The sequence below is a fragment of the Polaribacter sp. R2A056_3_33 genome, from assembly GCF_019278485.1.
In the GTDB taxonomy this organism is placed as follows: Bacteria; Bacteroidota; Bacteroidia; order Flavobacteriales; family Flavobacteriaceae; genus Polaribacter.
Genome location: NZ_CP058984.1, coordinates 2,783,211 through 2,799,637, shown reverse-complemented (window position 1 = coordinate 2,799,637; position 16,427 = coordinate 2,783,211). Strand labels below are relative to the sequence as shown.

At 32.9% G+C, this 16,427-nt stretch carries 16 protein-coding genes and 5 tRNA genes; all 21 read right to left on the bottom strand.

Going from position 1 to position 16,427, the window contains the following annotated elements:
* Nucleotides 1-63: 63 nt before the first annotated feature.
* Nucleotides 64-3,825 (bottom strand): DNA-directed RNA polymerase subunit beta, encoded by a 3,762-nt coding sequence (rpoB, locus tag H0I29_RS11765; protein ID WP_254712752.1) that lies wholly within the window; start codon nt 3,823-3,825, stop codon nt 64-66.
* Between the two features lie 195 nt (nt 3,826-4,020).
* Entirely contained in the window at nt 4,021-4,395 is a 375-nt protein-coding gene (gene rplL, locus H0I29_RS11760; RefSeq protein WP_218732908.1) for a 50S ribosomal protein L7/L12, read from the bottom strand.
* Between the two features lie 51 nt (nt 4,396-4,446).
* Nucleotides 4,447-4,965, bottom strand: a complete 519-nt coding sequence (gene rplJ / locus H0I29_RS11755) for a 50S ribosomal protein L10 (protein ID WP_218732907.1) — start codon at nt 4,963-4,965, stop codon at nt 4,447-4,449.
* 19 nt (nt 4,966-4,984) lie between these two features.
* A complete protein-coding gene (gene rplA, locus H0I29_RS11750) occupies nt 4,985-5,674 on the bottom strand; it encodes a 50S ribosomal protein L1 (RefSeq protein WP_218752475.1) in 690 nt (229 codons plus the stop codon).
* Between the two features lie 20 nt (nt 5,675-5,694).
* Complete coding sequence (gene rplK / locus H0I29_RS11745; protein ID WP_218732906.1) at nt 5,695-6,132, bottom strand: 50S ribosomal protein L11; 438 nt, start codon at nt 6,130-6,132, stop codon at nt 5,695-5,697.
* Between the two features lie 76 nt (nt 6,133-6,208).
* A complete protein-coding gene (nusG, locus tag H0I29_RS11740; RefSeq protein WP_068450834.1) occupies nt 6,209-6,760 on the bottom strand; it encodes a transcription termination/antitermination protein NusG in 552 nt (183 codons plus the stop codon).
* A gap of 2 nt (nt 6,761-6,762) precedes the next feature.
* Nucleotides 6,763-6,960, bottom strand: coding sequence for a preprotein translocase subunit SecE (gene secE / locus H0I29_RS11735; RefSeq protein ID WP_068450831.1), 198 nt, complete (start codon nt 6,958-6,960; stop codon nt 6,763-6,765).
* 18 nt (nt 6,961-6,978) lie between these two features.
* Nucleotides 6,979-7,050 (bottom strand) — tRNA-Trp (locus H0I29_RS11730).
* 75 nt (nt 7,051-7,125) lie between these two features.
* The gene (gene tuf, locus H0I29_RS11725) at nt 7,126-8,313 is read right to left on the bottom strand and encodes an elongation factor Tu (protein WP_218732905.1); all 1,188 of its coding nucleotides are present in this window, start codon (nt 8,311-8,313) and stop codon (nt 7,126-7,128) included.
* 60 nt (nt 8,314-8,373) lie between these two features.
* Nucleotides 8,374-8,446 (bottom strand) — tRNA-Thr (locus tag H0I29_RS11720).
* A gap of 15 nt (nt 8,447-8,461) precedes the next feature.
* Nucleotides 8,462-8,534, bottom strand: a tRNA-Gly gene (locus H0I29_RS11715).
* 16 nt (nt 8,535-8,550) lie between these two features.
* Nucleotides 8,551-8,632: transfer RNA gene (locus tag H0I29_RS11710), tRNA-Tyr, on the bottom strand.
* A 54-nt stretch (nt 8,633-8,686) separates the two neighbouring features.
* Nucleotides 8,687-8,760: transfer RNA gene (locus H0I29_RS11705), tRNA-Thr, on the bottom strand.
* Between the two features lie 105 nt (nt 8,761-8,865).
* A complete protein-coding gene (gene raiA / locus H0I29_RS11700; protein WP_218752474.1) occupies nt 8,866-9,174 on the bottom strand; it encodes a ribosome-associated translation inhibitor RaiA in 309 nt (102 codons plus the stop codon).
* A gap of 3 nt (nt 9,175-9,177) precedes the next feature.
* Nucleotides 9,178-10,071: a tyrosine-type recombinase/integrase gene (locus H0I29_RS11695; RefSeq protein WP_218752473.1), complete on the bottom strand. Its 894-nt coding sequence runs from the start codon at nt 10,069-10,071 to the stop codon at nt 9,178-9,180.
* A gap of 101 nt (nt 10,072-10,172) precedes the next feature.
* On the bottom strand, nt 10,173-10,370 hold the full coding sequence (gene rpsU, locus H0I29_RS11690) for a 30S ribosomal protein S21 (protein WP_036822200.1): 198 nt from the start codon (nt 10,368-10,370) through the stop codon (nt 10,173-10,175).
* A gap of 291 nt (nt 10,371-10,661) precedes the next feature.
* Nucleotides 10,662-11,828, bottom strand: coding sequence for an acyl-CoA dehydrogenase family protein (locus tag H0I29_RS11685; RefSeq protein ID WP_218732903.1), 1,167 nt, complete (start codon nt 11,826-11,828; stop codon nt 10,662-10,664).
* Between the two features lie 26 nt (nt 11,829-11,854).
* Entirely contained in the window at nt 11,855-12,742 is an 888-nt protein-coding gene (locus H0I29_RS11680) for a helix-hairpin-helix domain-containing protein (RefSeq protein WP_218752472.1), read from the bottom strand.
* A 10-nt stretch (nt 12,743-12,752) separates the two neighbouring features.
* The gene (locus tag H0I29_RS11675) at nt 12,753-14,342 is read right to left on the bottom strand and encodes a sodium:alanine symporter family protein (RefSeq protein WP_218732901.1); all 1,590 of its coding nucleotides are present in this window, start codon (nt 14,340-14,342) and stop codon (nt 12,753-12,755) included.
* Nucleotides 14,343-14,431: 89 nt separating this feature from the next.
* Nucleotides 14,432-15,331, bottom strand: a complete 900-nt coding sequence (locus tag H0I29_RS11670; RefSeq protein WP_218752471.1) for an NAD(P)-dependent oxidoreductase — start codon at nt 15,329-15,331, stop codon at nt 14,432-14,434.
* Between the two features lie 91 nt (nt 15,332-15,422).
* Nucleotides 15,423-16,427, bottom strand: coding sequence for a TrkA family potassium uptake protein (locus H0I29_RS11665; RefSeq protein WP_218752470.1), 1,005 nt, complete (start codon nt 16,425-16,427; stop codon nt 15,423-15,425).

Sequence of the window (16,427 nt, the reverse complement as noted above, 5' to 3'; positions counted from 1 at the left end):
TCAGTTGGCAGTATTCAATTACCAGTTACAAAATTGTAACTGGTAATTGGTTACTGAAAAAATTTATTCTTCTAATCTAACGTCTAAACCTAAACCTTTAAGTTCATGCATTAATACGTTAAACGACTCTGGTAAACCTGGTTCTGGCATAGCTTCACCTTTCACGATACTTTCGTATGTTTTAGCTCTTCCCATAACATCATCCGATTTCACAGTTAAGATTTCTCTTAAGATACTTGATGCACCATAAGCCTCAAGTGCCCAAACTTCCATCTCTCCAAAACGCTGCCCCCCAAATTGTGCTTTACCACCTAAAGGTTGTTGTGTAATTAATGAATATGGTCCAATAGAACGCGCATGCATTTTATCTTCAATCATGTGACCTAACTTAATCATATAAATGATACCAACTGTTGCTGGTTGATCGAAACGTTTTCCTGTTCCACCATCATATAAATAAGTATGTCCAAATCTTGGTACACCTGCTGTATCGGTAATCTCATTAATCTGGTCTAAAGATGCTCCATCAAAAATTGGTGTTGCATATTTAGTGTTTAATTTTTGACCTGCCCAACCAAGAACAGTTTCATAAATCTGACCAATGTTCATACGAGAAGGTACCCCTAATGGATTTAATACGATATCAACGGGAGTTCCGTCCTCTAAGAAAGGCATATCTTCTGCACGTACAATACGAGCAACAATACCTTTATTTCCGTGACGTCCCGCCATTTTATCACCTACTTTTAACTTACGTTTCTTAGCGATATAAACTTTAGCAAGCTTTAAAATTCCTGCTGGCAATTCATCTCCAACAGAGATAGTAAATTTTTGACGACGTAAAGAACCTTGTAAATCATTTACTTTAATTTTGTAATTATGAACTAATTCACCTACAAAACTATTTAAGTCTTTATCCGTTGTCCAAGAACCTGTTAAGTGAATATAATCATCAACAGAATTTAACATTTTAAGTGTGTATTTTTTACCTTTTGGTAAAACTTCTTCACCTAAATCATTGTAAACTCCTTGAGAAGTTTTTCCACTGATAAGTAAAAACAACTTGTCTATTAAAACATCTTTTAAACCTTCGAATTTAGATACAAAAGAAGCTTCTAACTTAGCTACTGCTTCTTTATCTCTTAATCTCTTGTTTTTATCTTTAACAGCTCTTCTAAATAATTTTTTATCAATTACTACACCTCTTAATGATGGAGAAGCTTTTAACGATGCATCTTTTACATCACCTGCTTTATCACCAAAAATAGCACGTAATAATTTTTCTTCTGGAGTAGGATCAGATTCTCCTTTTGGTGTAATTTTACCAATTAAGATATCACCAGGATTCACTTCTGCTCCTATTCTAATCATTCCATTTTCATCTAAATCTTTGGTAGCTTCTTCAGAAACGTTAGGGATATCATTAGTTAACTCTTCAGTTCCTAATTTTGTATCTCTTACGTCTAAAGAATACTCATCAATATGAATAGATGTAAATATATCTTCACGAACAACTTTTTCAGAAATTACAATCGCATCCTCAAAGTTATACCCTTTCCAAGGCATAAAGGCTACTTTCATGTTTCTACCTAAAGCTAATTCTCCTTTTTGTGTTGCATAACCTTCACAAAGAACTTGTCCTTCTTCAACTCTATCTCCTTTTTCAACAATCGGTTTTAGGTTGATGTTTGTTCCTTGATTCGTTTTTCTAAATTTAATTAAGTTATAAGAAACTTCATCAGATTCAAAACTAACAAGTTTTTCCTCTTCTGTTCTATCATACTTAATTGTAATTTTATTAGCATCTACATAAGTAACTTCTCCAGCTCCTTCAGCATTAATTAAGATACGAGAATCTTTTGCAACTCTACGCTCTAAACCTGTACCTACAATTGGAGATTCTGGTCTTAATAATGGTACTGCCTGACGCATCATGTTAGATCCCATCAACGCTCTATTCGCATCATCATGTTCCAAGAAAGGAATTAAAGATGCAGAAATTGAAGCAATCTGATTAGGAGCAACATCCATAAAGTTAATGTCTTCAGGACCAACAACCGGGAAATCACCACCTTCACGTGAAATCATTCTTTCAGCTACAAAGCGACCATCAGAATCTAATTCTAAGTTAGATTGAGCAAATTTCATTCCCTCTTCTTCCTCAGCACTTAAATATGTTGGCTCTTCAGTTCCAACAACACCTTCTACAACTTTTCTGTATGGCGTCTCAATAAATCCTAAATTATTCACTTTTGCAAAAACAGAAAGTGAAGAAATTAAACCAATATTTGGTCCCTCAGGAGTTTCAATTGGACATAAACGACCATAGTGAGTATAATGAACATCACGTACCTCAAAACCAGCTCTTTCTCTAGATAAACCACCCGGTCCTAGTGCAGATAATCTACGCTTGTGAGTAATCTCTGCTAAAGGATTGGTTTGATCCATAAACTGAGACAATTGGTTGGTACCAAAGAATGAGTTAATTACAGATGATAATGTTTTAGCATTAATTAAATCGATAGGTGTAAACACCTCGTTATCACGCACATTCATACGCTCACGAATTGTTCTAGCCATACGAGCTAAACCAACACCAAACTGACCTGCTAATTGCTCACCAACAGTTCTTACACGTCTGTTAGATAAGTGATCAATATCATCTACCTCTGCTTTAGAGTTGATTAACTCAATTAAATATTTAATAATCGTTATAATATCTAATTTTGTTAATACTTTTTGATCAATAGGTTCATTTAACTGAAGTTTAGTGTTCATTCTAAAACGACCAACTTCACCTAAATTATATCTTTGTTCAGAAAAGAATAACTTATCTATAATACCTCTTGCTGTCTCCTCATCTGGCGGTTCTGCATTACGTAATTGTCTATAGATATGCTCTACTGCTTCTTTTTCGGAATTCGTAGGATCTTTCTGTAAAGTATTATGAATAATAGCATAATCTGCCATATCGTTATCTTCTTTATGAAGTAAAACGGTTTTAGCACCTGCGTCTATTATTTCATCAATATGTTCTTTATCTAAAATGGTATCACGATCAAAAATTATTTCATTTCTTTCGATAGATACAACTTCACCAGTATCTTCATCCACAAAATCTTCATGCCAAGTTTTTAAAACTCTAGCAGCTAATTTGCGACCTAATACTTTTTTTAATCCAGCTTTAGAAACCTTCACCTCTTCCGCAAGGTCAAATATCTCTAAAATATCTTTATCTCTTTCAAAACCGATTGCTCTGAATAATGTTGTTACTGGTAATTTTTTCTTTCTATCAATGTAAGCATACATTACTTGATTGATATCGGTAGCAAATTCTATCCAAGAACCTTTAAAAGGAATTACCCTTGCTGAATATAATTTTGTACCATTTGCATGGAAAGATTGTCCGAAGAATACACCAGGAGACCTGTGTAATTGTGAAACGACAACACGCTCTGCACCATTAATAACAAAGGTACCAGAGTTAGTCATATAAGGTATTGTACCAAGATATACATCTTGCACAATAGTTTCGAAATCTTCATGTTCTGGATCTGTACAGTACAATTTTAGACGTGCTTTTAAAGGCACACTGTGCGTTAAACCTCTTTCAATACACTCTTGTATAGAGTATCTTGGTGGGTCTACGAAGTAATCTAAAAATTCTAAAACGAATTGATTTCTTGTATCTGTAATTGGAAAGTTATCCATGAAGGTTTTGTACAAACCTTCTTCACCTCTTTCTTCTGCCTTAGTTTGAAGTTGGAAAAAATCTTGAAAAGATTTTACCTGAATATCCAAAAAGTCTGGATATTCCTTTATCATTTGAGAAGTAGCGAAGTTGATTCTTTCAGTAGTGTTTTTCGTTGCCAAAAGAGAATATTTTTTTGATTAAAATCTGAAATAAAAATAAAAAACGAATATATACACAAAATGGTTTAGGTCTAAAAACGTTAGTTCTTAGTACCTAAACCTAAATTTGTTTTCCCGTTTCGATTACTCGAACTCGGGACAAAATGCTTACTTAAGCTCTACCTCAGCTCCAGCTTCTTCTAAAGATTTTTTAAGACCTTCAGCCTCATCTTTAGAAACACCTTCTTTTACTGCTGCTGGTGCGCTATCTACGATACCTTTAGCTTCTTTTAATCCTAAACCAGTTAATTCTTTAACTAATTTTACAACTGCTAATTTAGAAGAACCTGCTGCTGTTAAGATAACATCAAATTCAGTTTGCTCATCTGCTGCTTCTTCTCCTCCTGCTGCTGGACCTGCTACTGCTACTGCTGCTGCTGCTGGCTCAATACCATATTCATCTTTTAAAATAGTAGCTAATTCATTAACTTCTTTTACTGTTAAGTTAACTAATTGCTCTGCGAAATCTTTTAATTCTGCCATTTTAATTGTTTTTAAAAATTTTGTTTATTTATAGTTTATTTGTGCGCGTACTTATTTTTCAGATAAAGTCTTAAGAATACCTGAAATTGTTTGTCCACCAGATTGTAATGCTGAAATAACATTTTTAGCTGGAGACTGTAATAATCCAATGATTTCACCAATAAGCTCTTCTCTAGATTTAATATCTACTAAAGCATCTAATTGATCATCACCAATGTAAACAGATTCTTCTGCAAATGCACCTTTTAAAACAGGCTTATCTTTAGTTTTCTTTCTGAATTCTTTGATTAATTTAGCTGGAGCATTAGCTGCTTCAGAAATCATCATTGATGTATTACCTTTTAATACTGTTGGTAAGTCTCCAAATTCTTTATCTGAAGCTTCCATTGCTTTTGCAAGTAATGTGTTTTTAACAACTGATAACTGAATTCCTGCTTTAAAACAAGCTCTACGTAAGTTAGAGGTAGTTTGTGCATTTAACCCAGAAATATCTGCTAAATATAACGTATTTGTATCTGCTAATACTGCTGTTAAATCTTGTATTACTTGTGATTTCTCTTCTCTAGTCATAATTATAAGTTTTAACGTATTAAACAGCTTTCACCTCAACAGCAATACTAGGACTCATAGTACTAGATATAAAAACGCTTTTTACATACGTTCCTTTTGCAGTTGTTGGTTTCAATTTAATAATAGTTTGTATTAATTCGTTTGCATTTTCCTCAATTTTCTTCGCATCAAAAGATACTTTTCCAATTGCAGCATGAACGATACCAGTTTTATCAACTTTAAAATCGATTTTACCAGCTTTTACATCTGTAACAGCTTTTGCAACATCCATTGTTACTGTACCAGTCTTTGGGTTTGGCATTAAACCTCTAGGACCTAAAATTCTTCCTAAAGGACCTAATTTCCCCATTACACTTGGCATGGTAATAATTACGTCTACATCTGTCCAACCTCCTTTAATTTTCTGAAGGTATTCATCTAATCCAACATAATCTGCACCTGCTGCTGTAGCTTCTGCTTCTTTATCTGGAGTTACTAATGCTAAAACTTTTACATCTTTTCCTGTTCCGTGAGGTAATGTTACTACACCACGAACCATTTGATTAGCTTTACGAGGATCTACTCCTAAACGTATTGCTAAATCTACTGATGCATCAAACTTTACATTAGTAATGTCTTTGACTAGCGCTGAAGCCGCTGCTAAATCATAAGATTTAGAGCTATCTAACTTTGCGTGAGCTTCTTTTTGCTTTTTTGTTAATTTTGCCATTTTACTACTTTTTATAAAGTTTATGCTGGTGCATTACCTTTTACTGTTAATCCCATAGAACGAGCCGTACCTGCAATCATTCGCATTGCTGAAGAAATTTCAAAGGCATTTAAATCTACCATTTTGTCTTCTGCAATAATTTGAATTTGATCCCAAGTAACTGATGCTACTTTCTTTCTGTTTGGTTCTCCTGAACCTTTTTTAATTTTGGCTGCTTCTAGTAACTGAACTGCTGCAGGAGGAGTTTTAACAAGAAAATCGAATGATTTATCTTTGAAAACAGTAATAACAACAGGTAAAACTTTACCTTGTTTGTCTTGCGTTCTTGCATTAAACTGTTTACAGAACTCCATAATGTTAACACCAGCAGCTCCTAAAGCAGGTCCAACCGGCGGCGATGGATTCGCTGAGCCTCCCTTTACTTGTAACTTAACTACTTTACTAACTTCTTTTGCCATTTTAAAAATGTTTAATGATTTATTTTAAGTTGGAAGCCAAAAAATAAATCGATATCAATATATATTTGTGTAACAATTATATTTTTTCTACTTGCATATAACTTAATTCTAATGGTGTTTTTCTTCCGAATATTTTCACCATTACCTCAAGCTTACGCTTTTCTTCATTCACTTTCTCAATAGTTCCGTCAAATCCATTAAAAGGACCATCTACAACTTTTACAGTTTCACCGATATTAAAAGGAATTGCAATATTTTCATCTTGGATTGATAGTTCATCAACTTTACCTAACATTCTGTTAACTTCAGATTTACGCATAGGAACAGGCTCACCACCTTTAACTTCTCCTAAAAACCCAATAACACCTGTTATACCTTTAATTACGTGAGGAACTTCTCCAGAAAGATTAGCTTCAACCATAATATAACCAGGAAAGTATACTCTTTCTCTGTTTACTTTTTTCCCATTTCTAATCTGAATAACTTTTTCAGTTGGTACAATTACCTGACTAACATAATCTGATAATCCTACTCTAGAAATTTCTGTTTCTATGTAAGCTTTTACTTTATTTTCTTGTCCTCCAATGGCTCTAACAACATACCACTTCATTACTGAATCAGCTGCCATAATTAGTTAGATTTAAACATTCCAAAAAAGTTATCTAATCCTGTTTGAAAAACATAATCTATACCAGCTACAGCTAAAGCAAATACAATCGTAAAAACAGCAACAGTTACTGTAGTTTTTTGAGCTTCTTCTTTAGTTACCCACGTCATGTGATTGCTTAATTCGTCAAAAGAATCTTTGATGTATTGTATAAAGTTCATTTTTCTTATATTTAATTGCACGGGCGGAGAGATTCGAACTCCCGACAGCTGGTTTTGGAGACCAGTGCTCTACCGCTGAACTACGCCCGTATTTTAATTCAATATTAAAGGCGTTCCGTTAGAAACGGAACACCCTTAGAATTTATTTATTAAAAACTAATAATCTTAGTCTAATAATTCAGTAACCTGACCTGCTCCAACTGTTCTACCACCCTCACGGATTGCGAAACGTAAACCAACATTTAATGCGATTGGCTGAATTAAATCTACTGTAATTGTTAAGTTATCTCCTGGCATAACCATTTCAACTCCTTCAGGTAAATTAATAGTACCTGTTACATCTGTAGTTCTTACATAGAACTGTGGACGATAGTTGTTATGGAATGGAGTGTGACGACCACCTTCTTCTTTCTTAAGAACATAAACTTCTGCTTTAAACTTAGCATGTGGAGTTACAGAACCTGGCTTACAGATTACCATTCCTCTTTTTATGTCTTCTTTTGCAATACCTCTTAATAAGATACCTGCATTATCTCCTGCCTCACCTCTATCTAAGATTTGACGGAACATTTCAATACCAGTAATAGTAGAAGTCATTTTTTCAGCTCCCATACCAATAATATCTACAACATCACCTGTATTAGCAATACCAGTCTCAATACGACCAGTTGCAACAGTACCACGTCCAGTAATAGAGAATACATCCTCAACTGGCATTAAGAAATCTTTATCAACTTCTCTTAAAGGCTCCTCAATCCAAGCATCAACTGCTTCCATTAATTCTAAAACAGTATCAACCCATTTTTGCTCACCATTAAGTGCACCTAATGCAGATCCAGCAATTACCGGTCCGTTATCACCATCATACTCATAAAAAGAAAGTAATTCTCTTACTTCCATATCTACTAATTCGATTAATTCTTCATCATCAACCATATCCACTTTATTCATGAATACAACCATACGAGGAATACCAACCTGACGACCTAATAAGATATGCTCTCTAGTTTGAGGCATTGGCCCATCTGTAGCAGCAACAACTAAAATAGCACCGTCCATTTGAGCAGCACCTGTAACCATGTTCTTCACATAATCCGCGTGACCAGGACAGTCAACGTGCGCATAGTGACGATTAGCAGTTTGATACTCTACGTGAGAAGTATTAATCGTAATACCTCTTTCTTTTTCTTCTGGTGCATTATCAATCTGATCAAAAGACCTAGCTTCAGAAAATCCTGCATCAGCTAATACTTTAGTAATAGCCGCAGTTAAAGTTGTTTTACCGTGATCTACGTGTCCGATAGTACCAATGTTTAAGTGTGGTTTCGAACGGTCAAAAGTTCCTTTTGCCATAATTATTAATTTTAATTCTTTAGTTTATTATATTTAGTGTGTAATGATAAATATTATATGAGCCAGCGATGGGATTTGAACCCACGACCTCATCCCTACCAAGGATGCGCTCTACCAACTGAGCTACACCGGCTTGCTGATAAAATTGAGCGAAAGACCGGGTTCGAACCGGCGACATTCAGCTTGGAAGGCTGACGCTCTACCAACTGAGCTACTTTCGCAATAATATGTAAATTGTGGGGAGAGCAGGATTCGAACCTGCGAAGACGTAGTCAACGGAGTTACAGTCCGTCCTCGTTGGCCGCTTGAGTATCTCCCCTTTAATTTACTATTTCAATGAACTTAATTGCTTTCGCAATTTTTATTGTTTTTGAGCCGATGGAGGGACTCGAACCCACGACCTGCTGATTACAAATCAGCTGCTCTAGCCAGCTGAGCTACATCGGCTTTTGATGTAAAAAACAATCCGCTATTTCTAACGGATTGCAAATGTACGAAGTTATTTCAGTTTTCAAAACTTTTTTTAAAGTTTTTTCATTTTTTTTTTCATTTTTATGAATTAACAGAGCCTCGAAGCTTTTCTTTAGACCTTTTTAACTGTCTTTTTAAATTATCAACCGCAGCATTAACGCCCTCTTCAAAGGTTTTTGCCTCTCTTTTTATGATTAACTCACTTCCTGGTATATTTATCTTAACTTCTGTAACTTTATTTTCTTTATCGCTCGTATTAATCACTTTTAAAAAAACTTCTGCGTCAACTATCTTATCGTGAAATTTAGTTAATGATAAAACCTTTTCATCTACATATGCTATAAGTTCTTTATCTGCATTAAAATTAACTGATTGCGTGAATACTTTCATATTTTATTGTGTTTTATGACTCTTAGGGTGAGCCTGATTATATACTTTTTTAATAACAGCAAGACTATTTTGCGTATAGACTTGTGTTGAAGCTAAAGATGAATGCCCTAACAACTCCTTAACTGAATTTATATCTGCCCCTTCATTTAAAAGATGTGTTGCAAAAGAGTGCCTTAAAATATGTGGGCTTTTTTTCTGCTTTGAAGAGACTTGACTAAAGTAGGTATTAATAATTCTGTAAACAAGAGTTTCATAAATTTTATTTCCTTTTTCGGTAATAAAAAGCTCCTCTAAACCAATTGTAAATTCTTGTTTAAGTTTTAAATATTGTTTTAAAGTTTGAATAACAGTATCTAATAAAGGCACAAAGCGTTCTTTATTTCTTTTCCCCAATACTTTTATAGTTTTATCTGACAAACTAACGTCTCTTTCTTTTATATTAATTAACTCTGCTCTTCTAATACCTGTGGAATAAAACAATTCAACAATTAATTTGTTTCTAATGGATGTAAAAGTAACATCGACCTCTTTTTCTATTTGACTGATAACCTCATTAATTTCTTTTGATGTAAAAGGCACCTGAACTCTTTTTTCTGTTTTTAAGGCTTTATGCTTAGAAAACGGATTTACTTCTACCTGTTTGGTTTTTTGTAAAAATTTATAAAAAGACTTTAAAGAACTTACCTTTCTATTAATGGTTCTATTTGATATTTGAGTATCTACTAAAAAAACAATCCAACTTCTAATATGTGGATAATGCACTTCTAATAAACTTTCTTCACCATACTCCGTCTCTAAAAAATCTCTAAATGAGGTTAAATCGTTTTTATAAGCAGTAATAGTATGTAAAGAGTATTTTTTCTCAAAAGACAAATATTCTAAAAAAGGATCAATCAAATTGTTAGATATTAAGTGTTAGTAAATTTACAAAAAATTGAACACAAAAAACCCGTATTGAAAATTCAATACGGGTTTTATTTCTTAGAATTAAGTTATTTCTAACCTACTTCTTCTTGTGTTCTTAATCTCTGAACGTAAGAAGCTTTAATTCTTTGAGCTCTGTTTGCTACAGAAGGTTTTGTGAAGTTCTTTCTAGCACGCAAGTTTTTCATCGTTTTTGTACGATCGAATTTTCTCTTGTAACGCTTTAAAGCTCTATCGATATTCTCTCCTTCTTTAATTGGTATAATTAACATAAGTTGGCACCTCCCTTCATAGTCTCTTTATATTTTAGAATAGTATTTAAACTATTATTTTTATTTTTTGGACTGCAAATGTAATTACAAATTATGAATTGACAATTAGTTATTACAATATATTTTAAAAAAGCCATATGCGTTAGGGATTGAACGACTTGTTTGAGCTCTTTTGAGGCACGAAAAAAGCGAGTAGTGAAAGCCCGACCTTTAGGAAACGCCCTAAAAAAGAGTGTCCAGTGTATTCAAAAATTATTTTTTTTAATTGATACTTACAATGTTTTGGAAACCTTATGTTGCTGGTTTATATTCTTTCTTATCAATTACAATCTTTGCGATAATCTCTTTTAAGATTTCTGAAGTCCCACCTCCTATGGGTCCTAATCTACTATCTCTTAATAAACGCGCCATCGGGTAATCTTCCATATAACCATAACCGCCTAACATTTGCAAAGCGTCGTAAATAACTTCATCTGCCATTTTTGTAGAGAGTAATTTAGACATACTTGCCTCCTTTACTACATATTGACCATCGTCGAGACGTTTTGTAATTGAGTAGTTGTATTCTTTACACATATCTACTCTACTTGCCATTTCTGCTATTTTATGCCTTAATACTTGAAATTTATCTAAAGATTTACCAAAAGCAATTCGTTCTTGCATATAATTTAAAGCATATTCTAGCGCAAATTCTGCTCTAGCATGTGCATTTACACCCATTACCAATCTTTCTAAGGCAAAATGTTGCATAATATAAGGGAATCCTTTTCCTTCTTCTCCTAATAAATTTTCTGCAGGAATTTCTACATTATCAAATGCTATTTCTCCGGTGTCTGATGCTTTCCAACCTAACTTATCTAACTTTGTAGCTGTAAGTCCTTTTGAAGCTCTATCTACCACAAAGATGCTAATTCCTTTATATCTATCTGAAGGATCTGTTTTTGCTGCTACAATTAAATAATCTGAATAAACGCCATTTGTAATAAAAGTTTTTGAACCGTTTAAAATATAGGTATCTCCTTGCTTAATTGCTGTAGAACGCATACCTGCAACATCAGACCCACCAAATGGTTCAGTGATACACATGCAACCAATCATATCTCCCTCTATACTTGGTGTTAAATATTTATTTTTTATAAAATCATTACCTTCTTTAGTTAAGTGCGTCATGGCTAAATATTCGTGCGCCCACATTGCAGCAGCAAAACCACCTGAATTAACTTTCTGCAATTCTTCTAAAAAGATAACTGTATAAAATAAATCTAAATTTAAGCCTCCGAACTCTTCTGGAGTGTTTAAACCGAAATAGCCCATTTCTCCAAATTTCTTCCAAATAAAACGTTCTATACTACCTTCTTTTTCCCATTTATCTATATGAGGAATTACTTCTTTTTTCAAAAACTCTTTAAAACTTGCACGGAAAGCTTCGTGCTCTTCAGTAAAATACATACTGCTCATAAGCCAATAAATGTGTTTGTGGTTTGTTATTCAGCCATCAAATATAAGACTATTCTATCATATTTATCTAACGGAAAATCTATGATGTTTTTTAATTCAGAAATATTTTGAAGTTCGGCTACTTCATCTCTGTATTCAAAAATCTTTTTACACAACGAATAATCAATATAAGGATTCTTTAAAAGTGCTTTAAATGAAGCTGTATTTACATTTATTTTATTGATAATTGGTTTATCAACTATTTTAAATTTTGATAATACTTTATTTGCAACTTCTACATCTAATCCCCAAACTTCCTTTAGTTGATCTTCAATAGAAAAGCCTTGTAGCTTTGTTCGATAGTTTATAATTCGTTCGGAAAAAGCGGCTCCGACTCCACTTATCGTTCTAAAATCTTGGGCAGTTGCTTTATTGATATCTGTAGTAGATACAATTTTTTCATTCTTTTTATAATAAGTTTGCTTTCTGCCTGAAGATGATGGGCTAGAATTTTGTTTGACAACCCAATCTGGAAACTTAAAATACGGTGCAATTTTATGTAGTAAAGAATCAGAAATTTGGGTTACTCTTTGAAACTCACTTTTTGAGTTGACAAATTTATTTGTTTTTCTAAAAGCCAATAACCGATCTATCTCCTCTATAGACATCCCTAATTGTTCCCCTTTACTGTCTGTAATATAATTAGGATTAAATGGATAAATTTTAGGCTTTCTATTTTCTATTTCAATCGTTCGTATACTATCTATTTGTTCATGAAATGCTAAAACCTGTTTAGAATTAAGGTCTATTTTGTCATCCGAAGAAAAATTACCAAAGACAATTACAGATTGCATGATAAGGATAAGTAGTATTAAAAAGAAAATCCCATTTCTTTGGCTTTTGTGATACCAGAAATGGGATTTTAATATTTTCATAAAAAGTGATTTACGCTTTTGTCCTAGACTTTATAGCAGCCATATATTTATTTAGTTCTTCTTTTACTTTAGGTGCAAGAATTATTAAACCAATCATGTTTGGAACCATCATTGCAAAAACCATTGCATCAGAGAAACCAATTACAGAACCTAAACTTGCTGCCGCTCCGATTACTACGAATATACAGAAAATTATTTTATATGTATATTCCATTTTCTTAGACCTTCCGAATAAAAACACCCAACCTTGAAAACCATAGTAAGACCAAGAGATCATAGAACTAAATGCAAATAAAACAACTGCAACCGTTAACACATACGGAAACCAAGAAATTGCAGATTCGAATGCACCTGATGTTAATAATATTGCTTGCGCATCATTTAAAGAAGCATTTTCTGCTGCAACATTACCTGTGATAATTAATACCAATGCTGTCATTGTACAAACTACAACAGTATCTATAAATGGCTCTAATAAAGCAACCATACCTTCACTTGCTGCATATTTAGTTTTTACAGCAGAATGCGCAATAGATGCAGAACCAATACCTGCTTCATTTGAAAAAGCTGCTCTTCTAAATCCTTGTACCAATACCCCTACTGCACCACCAGCAATACCTTCTGGACTAAATGCACCATTAAATATTTGTAAAAATGCATCGCCAATCATAGTATAGTTTGCAAAGATTACAAACAACGCTGCTGCAACATAAATTGCTACCATAAAAGGAACAATTTTATCTGTTACTTTTGCTATTTTTTTGATTCCTCCAATAATTACAATACCTACTAAGATTGCCATTACAAGACCAAATAACCAACCTTTACCGGCTAAAAATGACTCTGACCCTCCTGTTATGTTTTGTACTAATTGGAAAGCTTGATTTACTTGAAACATGTTTCCTCCTCCAAAAGAACCTCCAATAACAAATACAGCAAATAAACCTGCTAATATTTTACCTAAAGTTTTATTTTTTAATCCTTTTGTTAAATAATACATCGGACCACCATAAACGGTTCCGTCCGATTCAATATCTCTATATTTAACACCTAGTGTACACTCTACAAATTTAGAAGCCATTCCTAGAAACCCAGCAACAATCATCCAAAAAGTAGCACCTGCACCACCAATGGAAACAGCAATTGCAACACCTGCAATATTTCCTAAACCAACGGTTGCAGACAATGCTGCCGTTAAAGCTTGAAAGTGAGAAACCTCACCTTCATGTCCCTCTACTCTTATAGTATCTGGATTATCTTCTTCATCTGTAAATGTAGATTTAGATATTTCTACTTTATGATTTTCTCTTTCTTCTAAATCGTCATACTTACCTCTAACAATATTTATTGATGTAAAAAAACCTCTAAAATTTATAAAATTGAAGTAAAACGTAAAATAAAGTGCTCCTAAAATAAGTGGAAACAACACCCAGTATATTCTAATTGTATCTGTAAATGGAATTTGGTAGAAAATAAGGTTCACAAACCAACCTGTTGCATCTCCGAAAGCTTTATCGATTTGTTGATCTAGTCCTTTTTCTTGTGCAAATGTTAACATGGGGATTGCCAATAAAAACATTGACAGAATTCGTTTCTTCATAATATATAAATTATTGTTTTTTCAATTAGTAACTCGCAATATCCTAAAAATTTGCTCTTTTCACAACTTTTAGCAGATAAATCCAAATTTTATATTAAGATTTCTTTAAATCTTTGTAAATCTTCTTTAAATGACTTTGGATAAAATTCTAGTATTTTATTGGTTTTAGATAAATCAAAACCTGTTTTTGCAGGTCTTGGTGCCGTCTGATTTAAAGTGGATGTTGATATTGGTTTAATTAAGTTTTTATCTAAATTAAAAGTAACTGCTATTTGTTGCGCAATTTCATAAACACTTAATAATTCATTTGATGAGATATTAAAAATACCTGTTGCTTTTTTATCCATAGAGATCTTACAAGCTAAGGCTAGGTCCTCTACATAGGTTGGTGTTCTAAATTGATCGTCTACAATAGTAATTTCTTTTCCTTTCTCCAACATCTCTCTAACCCATAGTACAATATTACTTCGGCTCATATCAAACACTTTTCCGTAAACTAAAATAGTTCTTAATATCGTGTAATTTATGCTTGACTCTAATAAAAGTGCTTCAGATTTTAATTTCGAAGCTCCATAATAACTTAATGGATTTGCAATATCCGTCTCTTTATAGTTTCCTTTTATTCCATCAAAAATAAAATCCGTAGAAATATGAATTAAATGAGCATTTAGTTCTGCTGATATTTCTGACAACCATTTTACAACCGTTATATTTAACAAATCACATGCTGCCTTCTGGTTTTCACAGTCATCAACCTGTGTCATTGCTGCCGTATTGATAATAAAATCTGGCTGAATCTCTAATAATACTTTTTTAAGATTTTCTTCTTCAGTAATATCAATAGAAACATAAGAAAAATCATTTCTCCCACTTCTATTATCTCCTCTTGAAAATCCAAAAACTTGGTAAGTTTCTTTTTCTTTAAGCAATAAACCTAATAAAGATTGACCTAACAACCCGTTACTTCCCGTAATCACAACTTTAATCATAGATAGATTTCTTATTTTATATTTTTTAGCGTTTTATTTTAGGTAAAAAAAAAATCAATAACCTCAAAGATTCTTTTCATATTTTATCAAACTAAAACAACGCTCTTAATTTAATTATTTGATTTGGTCTCCCCAAGACAATTAAATGAGATCCTTTAATAAGTAGACAATCGGCTTCTGGATTTATAATGTATTCTTTATTAGGACCTATAAAACCGATAACTGTACACCCTGTTTTTTTTCTTAAATCTAAATCTAAGAGCGTTTTATTGATATATTTTTCGGGCAAATCGTCTACAGCTATTTCTTCTAAGTTAGCTGTAGTCTCTCCTTCTATAGTTAAACGGTCTACAAACTCAATAACATCTGGTGTAGTTACCAAGGAAGCCATATGATCTCCTCCTAATTTATCCGGCATAATTACATTGCTTGCTCCTGCAATTTTTAGTTTACTATAAGAAGACTCATTAGATGCCCTACTTATTACTTTGCACTCTTTATTTAATTGACTCACCGTTAAAACTACAAACAAATTATTAGCATCCGAGGGTAAAGCAGTAATTAAATAGGACGCTTTTTCTATACCTGCTCTCAATAAGGTTTCATCTAAAGTTGCATCTCCGCTTATATTTAAAACCCCAGCTGCATCTAATATTTCTATTCTTTCTTTACTTTTTTCAATAACGACAAAGTCTTTATTATAATTTTTTAACTTTAAAATTGCTTGTTTTCCATTTCTTCCATATCCACAAACAATGGTATGCCCTTTTAAACTTGCTATTTTTTTTTCCACTTTTCTATGCTTAAAATGTTCAAATAATCTACCACTTACTAAATATTCTGAAAAAGCTGAAACAGCATATCCAAAAATAGTAATACTTGTTAAAATTAAAAATATTGTAAAAACTTTTTCTTCTGGAGAAAATGGTCTTAACTCACCAAAACCAACAGTAGTAACGGTAATAACCGTCATATACAATGCATCTATAAAAGAGTAATTAGAAAGCACCATATACCCTATTGTGCCTAAAGATAATATAGCAATAACTAAAAATAAAGTTTTATTAATTTTAGATTCTAATACGGCTATCTTCAT